This is a genomic window from Flavobacteriales bacterium (assembly GCA_016704485.1).
Classification (GTDB): Bacteria; Bacteroidota; Bacteroidia; order Flavobacteriales_F; family PHOS-HE28; genus PHOS-HE28.
Genome location: JADJAA010000002.1, coordinates 87,914 through 101,943, shown reverse-complemented (window position 1 = coordinate 101,943; position 14,030 = coordinate 87,914). Strand labels below are relative to the sequence as shown.

The 14,030-nt window shown below is 50.7% G+C and carries 10 protein-coding genes and 1 tRNA gene; 7 read left to right on the top strand and 4 right to left on the bottom strand.

Going from position 1 to position 14,030, the window contains the following annotated elements; all coding sequences use genetic code 11:
* From IPF95_11690 to IPF95_11680, 3 genes are all read left to right on the top strand, one after another.
* Window positions 1-2,142, top strand: a complete 2,142-nt coding sequence (locus tag IPF95_11690; protein MBK6475349.1) for a tetratricopeptide repeat protein — start codon at window positions 1-3, stop codon at window positions 2,140-2,142.
* A 233-nt stretch (window positions 2,143-2,375) separates the two neighbouring features.
* Window positions 2,376-6,044, top strand: coding sequence for a DNA polymerase III subunit alpha (locus tag IPF95_11685; GenBank protein ID MBK6475348.1), 3,669 nt, complete (start codon window positions 2,376-2,378; stop codon window positions 6,042-6,044).
* A gap of 71 nt (window positions 6,045-6,115) precedes the next feature.
* The gene (locus IPF95_11680) at window positions 6,116-6,709 is read left to right on the top strand and encodes a T9SS type A sorting domain-containing protein (protein MBK6475347.1); all 594 of its coding nucleotides are present in this window, start codon (window positions 6,116-6,118) and stop codon (window positions 6,707-6,709) included.
* 154 nt (window positions 6,710-6,863) lie between these two features.
* On the opposite strand, the gene IPF95_11675 is transcribed toward IPF95_11680, so the two are convergent.
* A complete protein-coding gene (locus tag IPF95_11675; GenBank protein ID MBK6475346.1) occupies window positions 6,864-8,237 on the bottom strand; it encodes a terpene cyclase/mutase family protein in 1,374 nt (457 codons plus the stop codon).
* 154 nt (window positions 8,238-8,391) lie between these two features.
* On the opposite strand from IPF95_11675, the gene IPF95_11670 reads away from it, so the two are divergent.
* Window positions 8,392-9,408, top strand: coding sequence for a ThuA domain-containing protein (locus IPF95_11670; GenBank protein ID MBK6475345.1), 1,017 nt, complete (start codon window positions 8,392-8,394; stop codon window positions 9,406-9,408).
* Between the two features lie 11 nt (window positions 9,409-9,419).
* Here the strand turns inward: IPF95_11670 and typA are convergent, their stop codons facing one another.
* Complete coding sequence (gene typA, locus IPF95_11665) at window positions 9,420-11,237, bottom strand: translational GTPase TypA (GenBank protein MBK6475344.1); 1,818 nt, start codon at window positions 11,235-11,237, stop codon at window positions 9,420-9,422.
* 132 nt (window positions 11,238-11,369) lie between these two features.
* Here typA and IPF95_11660 point away from each other — a divergent pair.
* Together IPF95_11660 and IPF95_11655 are read left to right on the top strand one after the other, a co-directional pair.
* Window positions 11,370-11,443: transfer RNA gene (locus IPF95_11660), tRNA-Arg, on the top strand.
* A 48-nt stretch (window positions 11,444-11,491) separates the two neighbouring features.
* Window positions 11,492-11,857 carry an RNA-binding S4 domain-containing protein gene (locus IPF95_11655; protein ID MBK6475343.1) on the top strand — a complete coding sequence of 122 codons (366 nt, stop codon included), beginning with the start codon at window positions 11,492-11,494 and terminating at the stop codon, window positions 11,855-11,857.
* A gap of 169 nt (window positions 11,858-12,026) precedes the next feature.
* On the opposite strand, the gene IPF95_11650 is transcribed toward IPF95_11655, so the two are convergent.
* Entirely contained in the window at window positions 12,027-12,446 is a 420-nt protein-coding gene (locus IPF95_11650) for a rhodanese-like domain-containing protein (GenBank protein ID MBK6475342.1), read from the bottom strand.
* A 139-nt stretch (window positions 12,447-12,585) separates the two neighbouring features.
* Between IPF95_11650 and IPF95_11645 the strand changes: the two genes are divergently transcribed.
* Entirely contained in the window at window positions 12,586-12,966 is a 381-nt protein-coding gene (locus tag IPF95_11645) for a phage holin family protein (protein ID MBK6475341.1), read from the top strand.
* A gap of 10 nt (window positions 12,967-12,976) precedes the next feature.
* Here the strand turns inward: IPF95_11645 and IPF95_11640 are convergent, their stop codons facing one another.
* Window positions 12,977-13,777, bottom strand: a complete 801-nt coding sequence (locus tag IPF95_11640) for a TIGR00266 family protein (protein ID MBK6475340.1) — start codon at window positions 13,775-13,777, stop codon at window positions 12,977-12,979.
* Window positions 13,778-14,030: the final 253 nt, after the last annotated feature.

Genomic DNA, 14,030 nt, shown 5'->3' with positions numbered 1-14,030 from the left:
ATGCATACCCGCACCTCCACTTCCTCATTACACTACGTAGATGGCGATCTATGCAAATGTGTTGAACTATCGCGGAAAGCAATTAGAACAATACTTAACAACTTTCTTTGGTATGCAACTCTTCGTCACTGGCATGCTATTAAAGGATACGTATTCACGTTCGCGCTCGTCATAAGCAACGGTATGGCATTTGGCCAGAGCAAAGTGCAGGAGAGCAATGTATCACACGCTATCACATTTGCAATAGGAGATACTGTATTGATCGACTCTTTGATCGACCTCACCGGAAGATATCAGAATACCGAGCCGTACAAGGCGCTCGATCTGGCGGCTGAAGCTCTTACCATCAGCCGATCATTGAAGGACTTAAGACGGGAACTCAAGATCGAGAACGAGATCGCTTATGTTAATAGGGCTACACTGAGTGACTTCGCCGAAGCACTTCGCCACTTGCAGCTTGCTCAAGAACTCGTTCAGCGGATCGGTGATCCTGTATTGCAGCTCGATGTGCTATACGAACTAAGCCAAGTATACGAAACACTGGGCGATACCGCGAAGGAACTATCAGCGCTGAAAGAGTCACTATCTATCGCAGAAGTGAGCCGAATACCGAAACATATAGGCACCCACCTGAGATCCTTGGCCGGCTTCTATAGCCGGAATGACGACCAGAAAAACGCACTTGACTTTTATCACAAAGCCCTGCAACGCATGTACGCAGCCGCCGATACGGCGGAGGCATGGTGGGCCATGCACGAGCTTGTCTTGTTCCACTTCAAATACGACCGATACGATTCCTGTAAGTATTACTTGGACACTAACCTTGCTTTGCTTGAAAAGTATCCTATCTCAGGTTTCGGAACCTTCGCTCACGTGATGTATGCCCGGGTAGAGTTGAAAAATGGAACTGCAAAGCGTGCTCTCGAGCATGCTGAACAGGCAATGATGATCGCAAAGGATGAAACACCATTCCACCGCTATTATGCATACATGGTAATGGGAAAAGTCAGATCGGAACTCATGGAACCAGCAAAAGCCCGGCAAGCGTATGTGTCCGCCCTTGCATTGGCGAGATCCATAAAAAGTCCGGAGTTCATCACCGACGCGCTCGAAGGGCTGTACCGATCCGAGAAAAAGAGCGGCAATATGGTGGCCGCAGTGCGCTATTTGGAAGAGTATCACCAGGCCGTGGACTCGTTGCATAAGACGGAGAACTTACAGGAAACCGCTGTCCTTATGGCACGCACACATCATCAGCAGGAGCGGTTGGCCGATAGCTTGGAACAAGTGGTTCGCGCTGAAGCACAACGCATCGTGTACGACAGCAGCTTACTACGCGAAAAAGAACGGCGCGAATTCTTGATCGCCTGTGGTACTGCAGGAACCGTCGTCTTCCTGCTCTTCGCCTACCTCATGCTGAAACGGTTACAGCAAACGCGCAAACTCGCGAACCAAGAACAGGAGCTGCATACACAGCGCATAGATGAACTCATGAACACCAACGAACTTACTGCAATGAACAGCATGATCGAAGGACAGGAGAAAGAACGCGATCGTGTAGCGAAGGATCTTCATGATCGCTTAGGCAGCATGCTCAGCGCGATCAAACATCAATTGGGCGCGGTGGAAACCGACGTTCAACAAGTGAAAAAGGACCAAGGCATGCAGTACTCCAAAATGCACACAATGTTGGATGAAGCCGTAGGCGAAGTACGTCGCATATCGCACGACATGATCACCGTTGCACTGTCGCGCTTCGGGCTTACCAAGGCATTGGAGGACTTGTGCGATTCAGTGAGAGTTAAAGGCAAATTGGACGTGGAACTGCAACTGTTCGGACTTGAACAACGCATGGAACGCAGCATGGAGATCGCAGTGTACCGCATTGTTCAAGAAGCCATAAGCAACGTGCTTAAGCATGCCAAGGCAACAGAACTAAGTGTTGATGTTACGCGAGGTCCTGGTCGCATCAGTGTGATCGTCCACGACAACGGCAAGGGATTCGACACTGCTATTCCAAGCACCGGTATCGGCATGGAGAACATGCGTAACCGCGCTATGGCGATCGGAGCTGTGCTGCGGGTGGATAGTTCCTTGGGCAATGGCACAACCGTTAGTGTGGAAGGGCCGGTGGTGGAGTGAGCGTGCTCAGTGCTTACAGATGCCGTTGGAATTTTTAGAATAGTGAAGGCAATGCTATCCAATGAAATTTACTGAAGCATAGTTATTGATCAACATCGCTGTATCCTTCATTATTTTAAGTGAATATGATCCCGCGCCATATTCTCCTCTGCTACCGTTCTTCATGATCGTATATCGATCTGTCGAGTTACGTCTTCGGTGCTTACCTCATCAAGCATACCGTAAGAATTAACGTGCCCAACATTGAGCATGATCTCATATCGTTGGCTAATGAGCATCGCGTTACGCGCCCTTCCACCCATAAAGATCGCTTACATTATAGCCACGAGATCGACAATATTCCCGTCGATGCGATCCACGTGCTCCTCAACACACATAGTTGGTTCAGTCTTAATCATGGCGTGCTTTCGCCGGAGCAAGTGCTACAAGAGGCACATGATCTGGGCCTGCAACAAGTGGCACTTACCGATGTGAACTGCACTGCGGGTTGGAGCGATCTGTTCCGCTTGGCCGATAAGTACAAGGTGCGTCCGTTGGCGGGGATCGAGTTCAAACGCGATGCACGAACGCTGTACATCGGCATTGCGCGTAACAACAACGGTGTGCATCAACTTGCCTCGTTACTTACCGATGAATTGTTGGATGGTGACCCACTACCCGACCGCGCTCCGCAATTCTCCGATGCCATCATCATCTACCTGTTCGGTGCCACGAACATTCCGGAAAAACTAGGACTGAATGAATTCATCGGTGTAAGACCGGGTGATGTGAACCGCTTGCGCTTCTCTCCTTTCATCCGTCAAAAAGAGAAATTGCTCGCGCTCGCAACGGCCACTTTCCGCAGTGATCCGCAACTGAACAAACGTGATCACAATGTGCACCGCTTGAAACGCGCCGTGGATACCAACACGTTGCTGAGCACTACGCCACCGGAGCATGTGGCACCACCCACGAACACTTTTATGAGCGAGGAACAGCTCTGTGCCGCCTTCGCGGATGTACCCGAGCTGGTATGGAATACACGCCGTTTGATGGATCAATGCGATGTGCATTTTGCGCACGGAAAAAGCAAGAACCGCAGGACATGGAGCAGTGATGCTTCCGCCGATCTGGAACTGTTGCGACAAGAAACACAAGCGGGTATCGTACGGCGTTTCGGTACGCCTTCGCAAGCGGTGCTGGACCGCGTGCATCGTGAGCTTACCGTGATCGCGCAAAAAGATTTCGTGAGCTATTTCCTCATCAACTGGGACCTGATCCGCTTTGCGAAGAATAAAGGATTTTTTCACGTCGGGCGCGGCAGTGGAGCCAATAGCTTGGTGGCCTATTGCTTGGGCATTACCGATGTGGACCCGATCGAACTGGACCTGTACTTCGAGCGTTTCATCAATCCAAGCAGAAGCAGTCCACCGGATTTCGATCTGGATTTCAGTTGGAAGGACCGCGACCATGTAACGCAATACCTCTTCGATAAATACGGCGCCGAACGCCGCGTTGCGTTGTTGGCGACATACAGCACGTATCAACGCCGCGCAGTGATCCGTGAGTTGGGCAAAGTGTTCGGTCTACCACCCGATGATATTCATGCATTGGCCAACGAAGGACGCATGCATTCGCAATGGGTAGGACGGCATGCCAACGCCATGGATAAAACCGCCGGCCCCGTTGTAGAGCACGACAGGGTCGTGCGCACCATCATGCGTTACAGTGAGCATTTCATCGAGCACCCGCATCACCTGAGCATTCATGTGGGCGGCGTGTTGATCAGCGAAAAACCGCTCACGCATTATACCGCGTTGCGCATGCCACCGAAAGGTTTCGCCACGACACAATTCAGTATGCTCGAAGCAGAGGATCTTGGGCTCTACAAGTTTGATATCCTTAGTCAGCGCGGGCTGGGACATATTCGGGATGCGGTGGAACTTGTTGAAAAGAATGAAGAATTTAGAATGGAGAATGAAGAATGTAGAATGACCGCTGTTGCTGACCCTGCGTCTACTTGGTCGCCACAGGACTCGCAATCAGTTGATAGTTCTTCATTGGAAATTCTACATTCTTCATTCCCACAGGGCTCGCATTCGGTTGATCACTCTACATTCTCCATTCTAAATTCTCCATTCCGCCCAAAGGCGGTGGACATTCATGCAATAGAACAATTCAAACACGACCCCAAGATCAAAGAGCTGTTGCGCACAGGAGATACCATCGGTTGCTTCTATGTGGAAAGTCCTGCGATGCGGATGCTGCTGAAGAAACTGGGTGTGCAGGATTACTTGACGTTGGTTGCGGCCAGTAGCATTATCCGTCCGGGAGTGGCGCAAAGTGGTATGATGCGCGAGTACATTCTACGCCACCGCGATCCCGAACGACGCAAGCAAGCACACCCCGCGATGTACACCATTATGCCGGATACGTATGGCGTTATGGTGTATCAAGAGGACGTGATCAAGGTGGCGCACTTGTATGCTGGCCTCTCACTGGCGGAAGCGGACATTCTGCGGCGTGGCATGAGCGGTAAGTACCGCAGTCGCGAAGAGTTCCAACGGGTAAAGGATCGCTTCTTCAGCAACTGCAAGCGCAAGGGATATCCGGATCATGAAAGCGCGGAGATCTGGAGGCAGATCGAAAGTTTCGCGGGATACAGTTTTGCTAAAGGACATAGTGCCAGCTACGCGGTAGAGAGCTATCAGAGCTTGTATCTGAAGGCATACCATCCGCTGGAATTCATGGTGGCCGTGGCGAACAACTTCGGTGGTTTCTATCATACCGAATTCTATCTGCACGAAGCACGCCGTGGCGGTGCTGTGATCGAAGCGCCTTGCGTGAATAGGAGCGATGAGTTGTGTAAGCTGGACCGCCTGCGGCGGAATGAAAAATGTAAAATGAAGAATTTAGAATGTAGAACGCGAACCACCGAAGATCTTGCGGCTATCGATAGTCCAGTAATAAGTGCTGATCACGAACAGAGCGCGCATTCAATTGAGAATTCTTCATTCTCCATTCGTCATTCTCCATTCCGCGAAGCGGCAGTCTTTCTCGGACTGCAGAACATCAAATCCCTCAACACGGAAACAGTGAACACGGTCCTGAATGAGCGCCGCCGCAACGGGCCTTTTGCCGACCTGCCAGACTTGCTGCATCGCGTTCACATCCATGTGGAGCAGGCGCGCATGCTGATCCGGGTAGGGGCTTTCCGTTTTACCGGAAGATCAAAACCACAATTGCTTTGGGACCTTACGCTGCTGCATCCTGGTGCTAAAAAAACCGATCATACCAATGATCTTTTCATCACCGAACCACCCAAGACCCGGTTGCCAAAACTCCAACACTTCGACCTTGCCGATGCGTACGATGAACTGGAATTGCTCGGCTTTCCGCTGTGTGATCCGTTCATCTTAGTGGAATGCGTATTGAACCGCAACCCCGTGTTAACCACGGGGCAGGCTGCAACGACGCAACGTACAGAGGCTTCAATTATTGACACATCTCCGGTGCCGAAGGTTTCCATTCAAAATCTGGGCAATGGCAGACTCAGGGTTGCCGATAGGCGCAACGCTTCCGGAGACCCGACAACTAATAACGGACAACCAACAACCATCCTCGCCAAACAAATGCCCGACCACATTGGCAAACGTGTTACCATGCTCGGCTACGTGGTACACATCAAACCCACTACCACACTCAGTGGTCAACGCATGAGTTTCGGGAGCTTCATCGACCCCGCCGGTGATTTCTGGGACAGCACCCAATTCCCCGATATCGAGCGGCGCTACCCCTTCCGTGGGCGCGGCGTGTACCGACTTACCGGCAAGGTTGAAATGGAATTCGAGCACTGTTCGTTGAGCGTGCAACACGTGGAGAAACTACCGTGGAAGGTGGATCCGCGGTATGGGGAGAAGTGAAATCATACCTTGGCAGGCAGCAGATCGGCACCAGAACGTGTCATCATAACTACAAACCAACCTCAGATCTCATGAACAAACTATACGCAGTAGTACTTTTTAGCGCCACATCACTCTTCGCAGGCGCACAGACCATTTCAACCACAGGGCAGAACACCTTCAACCCCTCCACCTTAACGATCGATCAAGGCCAAACGATCACCGTAACCGTTACTGGCATCCATACAATGACTGAAGTAGATCAGTCGGTGTGGGATATGAACGGCAACACGTCCAACGGCGGCTTCAACTATTCCGCAGGTACCCATATGCTCACACTCACACTACCAGGTACCTACTACTACGTGTGCATTCCTCATGCTGGTTCTGGAATGAAGGGGCAGATCACCGTACTTAGTACGGTAGGTATCGATGGCACTGAAGCCAACTCGGTATTCGCACTATTCCCCAATCCCGCCAAAGACATGATCACTGTAACTACAGCAGTTTCCGGAGGTATGGCTCTTAGCATAATTGATGCGACCGGACGCGAGGTGGCACATCAAAAACTGACCGGAGATGACACCATTGATATTAGCGCACTTGCCAGCGGCAATTACACGGTAGCTATTTTGAATAAAGAAGGAATGATCGAACAAAGCCAACAATTGAGCGTTGCTCGCTGATCAACTAACAACACACAGCAAAATGCCACCTACCGGGTGGCATTTTGCGTTGATCGCTTAACGAACGAAAGGCCACGCAGCCCCCTCAGGTTACGCAGCCTTCGCCCGCTCCGAATCGCGATCCTCCCGGCAGGTGGACCGACGCCCCATGAGATCAATTCTTGTACTTCACAGCACCTTGCTCAAGTAAATGCTCAATGTCATTGTTCACACTGAGGATCAATAGTGATGTTGCCGTGCAGAACACCGGACTCGTAATGCAATGATGTCCATTCCAACTTCCATCCTCGTTCTGTATGCTCACCAAGCGCCCTGTGGTCTGCTGGTACCAGTTCTTCCAGCCATCGTCCTTCGCGATCACGAGCGACTCACCGGTTTGTAGAAAACTCAAGAATTCCTCACCCCCGTTATTGCCAAAACCGCTGATCACATTTTCACTTTGTGCCTGCTCCTTGGCAGCATTGAAGACCTGGTATGCAGTATTCAACTTTTCCGCTTCGCCCTTGGAGTATCCGGCATCTTCCAATGTCTTCACTGACATTGGCGCGTCCGCCTTTACCTTTCCTTCCTTGCGCGCCTTAACGACCACTTCGTTCATTTCACGCGCTTCCTTCGCGCTGCTGCGGCTGCTTCCGCTCACTGCATACAGCGTAACGCCAGCAGCACGGTCCGTGGCAACTCCACCATTCTCCACATCAAAATTCGCTTTCTGGTAGTTGCGTGCAAGATCCAGAGCTTCCTCATCCACTTCAGCGCCAACTGACTTCGCGCTCTCCAATGCATTGGCCGCAAATGAAGACTGCAACACGCCAGCCCATCCATCACCTTGAACACTACCATCGCTATTCTGTGAACGTTGGATCATGCTTACACACGTGTTCAACGCACGCATGGTGCGCAACTTCATAGGATGTTGTTCGCCGAGTTTGGCCGAAAGGTTCGTGAGGAACTGAGCCGACAATGCCACATCGATGTTAGCACCCAATTTCGATTGGATCTGCGTGCCTTGCAACGTGGTGATGTTGATCGCTCCTTTCGGTGCCTTTTCAACTTGCTCCAGAATATAATCCGTTGCGCGCTTCAATTGGTTCGAATGTTCGCCTTTCTCCAAACTGTTGCCTAAGCGCAACAGTGCCATACCGACCATAGCAGTAGTTGCGGGATCAGCACTTACAGCATGCGGGTCAATAATATCCTGACGTACATGTGTCCCTGAACCGAATCCACCGTTAGCGGCCTGCGCTTGTACCAACCACTTCAACCCGCGCTCTTCCGACTTCAATACAGGTTGCGGTGTAGCGAGGATGAACGAGGGATCAAGCCCTTCACCTTCGTAAATGGTCTTGAACACACAGCCTTTTGCATCCGCACGCGCGGCCAGCTTCTCGCTATTGGCATTGCTTGGAAGATCGGGAACATGGCAATGAGCATCGGCGTCAACACCGCTGCGCTGTGCAAAGGAGACCAGCACAAAACCGGTTCCCACAACGAAAAGACTTAGGAAGAGAACGACAAGGAACTTTTTCATGATCGTAAGGTTTAGTTAGTATGGATAAGATGCACGGACAACGCCCATTGCATAACCCACTGTACACACTACTTCTGAAAAGGTTCGATCATCGTGAGAAATGTTGCTACCATGCAGAGGCGTGATCGACCATTTCGTATGCGTACATTGCCATATGCGCTTCACTGTTCCACTACTTCTATTCCTTACTTGCTACTATCTACAGGCGCAGAGCATTCTGCACTTTACGCGCACTTCCGGTTGGGACCACAATACACGCAGCGAATCCTTCGGCATGTTCTCTGCAATTGGCAATGAGATCGAAGCAACGGTCGTTGATGATGCTACGGGTGATCCGTTCTCGGATCTTACATCGCTGCTCCAATTCGATGTGATCGTGTTCTCCAATACCTCGGGCGATGCGATCTTGAGTGCTGATCAACGCCAGAATTTCGAAGCATTCATTGCCAACGGTGGATCGGTGATGGGTATTCATGCTGCGAGCGATACGTACAGACACAGCACAGCCAACGGCAATAATACCGGCACTTGGGACTTTTACCCGGAATTGATCGGAGCGAGTGTCCAGGAAAATCCGAACCACGTGGCCGGAACACCTCAGTATTCAATGCAACTCACCAACTCACACGCGTCAACTACCAACCTTCCTGAACCGTGGGTGAAGAACGAGGAATACTATTACTGGGAAGGTGGTTATTACAACGCCAACAATACGAATGTGCTCGAAGTTGAACAGACCGTTGGCCCTAACGGACAGGTGAATTCCTATGACGTTGAACGACCCATGAGCTGGTATCGGGAATTGCCTGAAGGAGGCCGGTTGTTCTACACGGCTCTAGGTCATGCTCCAGATAATTACACGAGCGATGCATTGTTCCGCACACATATCAAAGATGCGTTTGTATGGCTATTGGATGGTACGACCGGAATTGCAACATCGCACCAAGATCAATTGCACCTTTGGCCGAATCCAGCAACCGATCAGATCACGCTATCCAATTCCAACAAAGCCGGTAACGTGAATATCGCTTTATACAATTCCACAGGACAGGCCATTCTGGCCCGAACGATGGTCGGCAGTTCAATAACACTCGATCTACGCGAACTTGGTACAGGGATCTACTTCATTCGATCTTCGAACGGATCTGTACAGAAGTTCGTTGTTCATTGATCCACCTTGGATCAATGCTCCATCACGATCTTACCAGCTTTCTTGCGGTCGTTCTCGTCGAGTAGGATCTTACGCATACGCAGGCTTTTCGGTGTTACCTCCAAGTATTCGTCGTTGCTGATGTACTCCATGCACTCCTCCAACGAGAATTTGACCGCTGGTGCAATGTTCTCTTTGTTGTCCGAACCACTAGCGCGCATGTTCGTGAGCTGCTTGCCCTTCAACACGTTCACAACGAGGTCGTCCGTCTTTGGGTTCTCGCCGATCACTTGGCCGCCGTAGATGTCCTCTCCAGGATCAATGAAGAATTTACCGCGATCCTGCAATTTATTTATGCTGAATGCAATTGCAGTTCCTGTGCCTTGGCTGATGATACTTGCCGCACGACGCACGCCTAACTCGCCTTTGTATGGCTCGTAGCCTTTGAAGCGGTGCGCAATGATCGCCTCTCCTTCTGTTGCTGTGAGCAATGGATTGCGTAAGCCGATGATGCCGCGCGCTGGAATATTGAATTCGATCTGTTGGCGATCGCCCTTCAACTCTACGCTGGTCAATTCGCCTTTGCGACGGCTGACCAGGTCGATCACTTTACTCGCGAAGTGTTCTGGCACTTGCACAGTAAGCATCTCGATCGGCTCACAACGTTCGCCTTCGATCTCTTTGAAGATCACCTGTGGTTGGCCCAGTTGGAACTCGTATCCCTCACGGCGCATGGTCTCTACCAAGATGCCGATGTGCAGAATACCGCGACCATAGACCAACAATTTGTCAGGACTATTGGTCTCTTCCACGCGCATCGCCAAGTTCTTCTCGATCTCCTTGAACAAGCGATCGCGCAGATGTCGGCTGGTGACATAATCTCCTTCGCGACCAAAGAACGGCGAGGTGTTGATCGTGAACAACATCGACATGGTAGGCTCGTCGACCTTGAAACCAGGTAACCCTTCCGGCTTTTCGAAATCAGCAACAGTATCGCCGATATCGAATCCTTCCAATCCCATGATGGCACAGAGTTCTCCACTTCCCAATTCACGGTCCTTTACTTTCTCTTTACCAAGACCTTCGAACACCATCAACTCAGCAACTTTGCCTTTGGTGATGCGACCATCGTTCTTTACCAAGCTCACGTTCTGGCCGGGTTTTATGGTTCCGCGGGATACGCGACCAACAGCAATACGACCTTGGAAACTGCTGTAATCCAAACTCGTGATACGCATCTGCAGACTTCCATCGAGCTTCTTCGGCGCCGGAATGTGCTCGAGGATCATATCCAACAAATAGCTCACATCTTCGGTCGGGTTCTTCCAATCAGGCCCCATCCAACCGTTCTTGCTGCTACCGTAAACCACCGGGAAATCCAATTGGTCCTCGCTTGCTTCGAGCGTGAACATAAGGTCGAAGATCTGCTCATGTACCTCCTCAGGTGTGCAGTTCGGCTTATCTACTTTATTGATCACCACGATCGGCTTCAGGCCCAACGCAATAGCCTTGCCCAGTACGAAACGGGTCTGTGGCATCGCACCCTCGAACGCATCGACCAGGAGCAATACGCCATCGGCCATGTTCAACACGCGCTCCACCTCACCACCGAAATCACTGTGACCGGGGGTATCGATCACATTGATCTTGATGCCCTTGTAACGAACACTCACGTTCTTACTAAGGATCGTAATGCCCCGTTCACGTTCCAGATCGTTGTTATCCAACAACAGGTCGGAAGTGGCTTGATTCTCACGGAAGAGCTGGCATTGATGCAGGATCTTATCCACCAAGGTGGTTTTTCCGTGGTCAACGTGGGCAATGATGGCGATGTTACGCAGTTCGGTCATACTACAGTGCCGTTATCCGGCAGGGAATTGAATGCTATGGGTCTGAAAAAGGCCCGCAAAGGTACTGTTTTTCAGTGGACTTCAAGCGCGAATACTATCTTTGCCGCCCGCTAAGCGCCAGCTTGGCCTTTTGGCCCCGTAGTTCAACTGGATAGAATGACAGATTCCGATTCTGTTGGTTGGAGGTTCGAATCCTCTCGGGGTCACAAAACGGTTCGCCATTAGCGAGCCGTTTTTTCGTTTCTTGCAGTTCGATGCGGATCGATAAATTCCTCTGGTGCGTACGGCTGTTCAAAACGCGCAGCTTGGCTACCGACGCTGTAAAGCGTGAGCAAGTCCGCATCAATGACCGCATTGTAAAAGCATCGGCAGAGATCAAACTTGGTGACCTTATCGCCCTACGCGAACCACCCATTTGGCGGAGTTGGGAGATCATTGCCCTACACGCTTCTCGTGTCGGTGCGAAATTGGTGCCCGGTCTTATCGCAGAACGCACTTCCGTCGAAGATCTGGAAAAGCTGGAAATGGCCCGCTTGGTAAAAGCCCAACACAGTACTCACGGCGACGGCAGACCAACGAAACGGGACCGGCGGGACATGGAGTGGTTCAGGGGGGAGTGAGGACTATCCCGGCGGAATCTCGCTTTTGCATCTCGACCGTTCAACCCCAACAATAAGTCTTACGACGAGCTATACAGAGGAGATCCTGTGACAAACTGCACCGAACAACAATAGTTATTTTGAGAATTAGAATTCGATCATTACGGATCAATAGCCCCAAGATCAATTCCTACTTGCCCAATGGCACCATTTCTTTATGCCAATGTTGATAGCCACCCTTCAGATCAACGACACGCCGAAAGCCCATTCGCTTTAACTTACGTGCAGCCAGTGGACTGCGATGGCAGGTCTGGCAATACACGAATACGAGTTTGTTCCGATCGACCGCGCTGAACGCTTTTCGATAGTTGAATGCGAAGTAACTACGGTTCATAGCCCCTTCCAGATGCGAACGCTTGTATTCGCCCCTGGTCCGAACATCGATAAGCGTATGGTCCGTGCTGTCTGCCAGCAATGCATTGTACGCCGTCATCTCTAGTTTTTCATATGTAAAACCCGCGCTGTTCTTGACGGTGAAGCAACCAGTGCAGACGCATATGAAAAATGCTAATACAATATGAAGCGTAAGGTCATAGCGCGCACTTTTCATAATCTATCAAAAGTAGAACTTAACCTATAGCCTGCATAATAGGATACCGTTCCGGAAGTGATCAAAGTGCTGCATCCTTCTATCCCATCGTTTCTCGCAAACGCAAACATCAAATACCTTTTCGCAACTTTGCCATACCATGAACATTCTTTTGAAATTGATCATCTCTGCGATCGCCGTATTGGTTACCGACCTGCTGCTACCCGGCGTTAGCTTGGGCAACATGGATACCATGAACGGATTGCTGACCGCGTTACTAACCGCAGCAGTACTGGGGCTTCTCAATGCGTTGCTTAAGCCGATCCTCGTCTTCTTCACATTACCCGTAACCATTGTCACCTTGGGGTTATTCCTATTGGTGATCAATGCCGTGATCGTGTTGATCGCAGCAAAACTGGTCCCAGGCTTTACCGTCGATAGTTTCTGGTGGGCACTTGGTTTCAGCCTGGTGCTCTCGATCGTTCAAGGCATCCTACAAGGCTTCGATGGTGGTAAAAAGCGTAGCCGTGAAACGGAATGAACTTTTCCTGCTAATTATCCCCGTCCAATAGTCTACCGATCCCTCCAAGGAGACTGCCTTCTTCCTTGCCTTTTCCTCCGGCGCGAGGTGCGGCGGCGATTATGTTATCGGCCAAGCGGCTGAATGGCAAGCTCTGGATCCAAACGTGACCAGGTCCTGTGAGCGTGGCAAAGAATAATCCTTCTCCACCGAACAAGGTGTTCTTTATGCCACCCACCATCTTGATATCATAGTTCACGGTCTGTGTCATACACACCAAACAGCCGGTATCCACTTTCAAGGTCTCGCCGGACTGCAATTCCCGCTGAACCGTGGTTCCACCGGCATGGATGTACACTTGCCCATCGCCTTCCAAACTTTGCATGATGAATCCTTCGCCACCGAAAAGGCCAGCACCCAATTTCCGTTGGAACGCAATGCCGATGCTAACTCCCTTGGCTGCACAGAGGAAACTGTCCTTTTGGCAGATCAACTTACCGTGGTAGTCGCGCAGGTCCAATGGCATGATCTTACCTGGATAAGCTGCCGCGAACCACGCTGTACGTCGCGCACTGCTGATGTTCGTGTAGGTGGTCATGAACAAGCTCTCTCCGGTCAGCACACGCTTGCCGGCACCGATCATCTTGTCCAAAAAACTTTGTGGTTGTCCACGACCATCACCGAATATGGTCTTCATCTCGATGCCATCATCCATCATCATTAACGTGCTGGCTTCGGCGATAACGGTCTCATGTGGATCCAGTGTGATCTCTACACATTGCATATCATCACCAACAATGCGGTGATCGAGTTCGTGGGCTTGGCGGGTCATTGTGATATTGTTTGCTGTAAATCTACCAAAGCGAGGCAATGTTGTCGTTACGATCACATGAACGGTATGTATTGCGAATTTGCACGCTCATTTTCGTCCATGGATATTCGACCCAATGGTCAAAGGACATGATCATCGCATTCAACCGGTCCAAGTTTTCTCAGCATAGGTAGTCATCCGCACCAGACACACTTTCGGAACAAGAGAACTAGCACCTTACCCGGATCCTTTCATTCCAAAGATACTATCGATC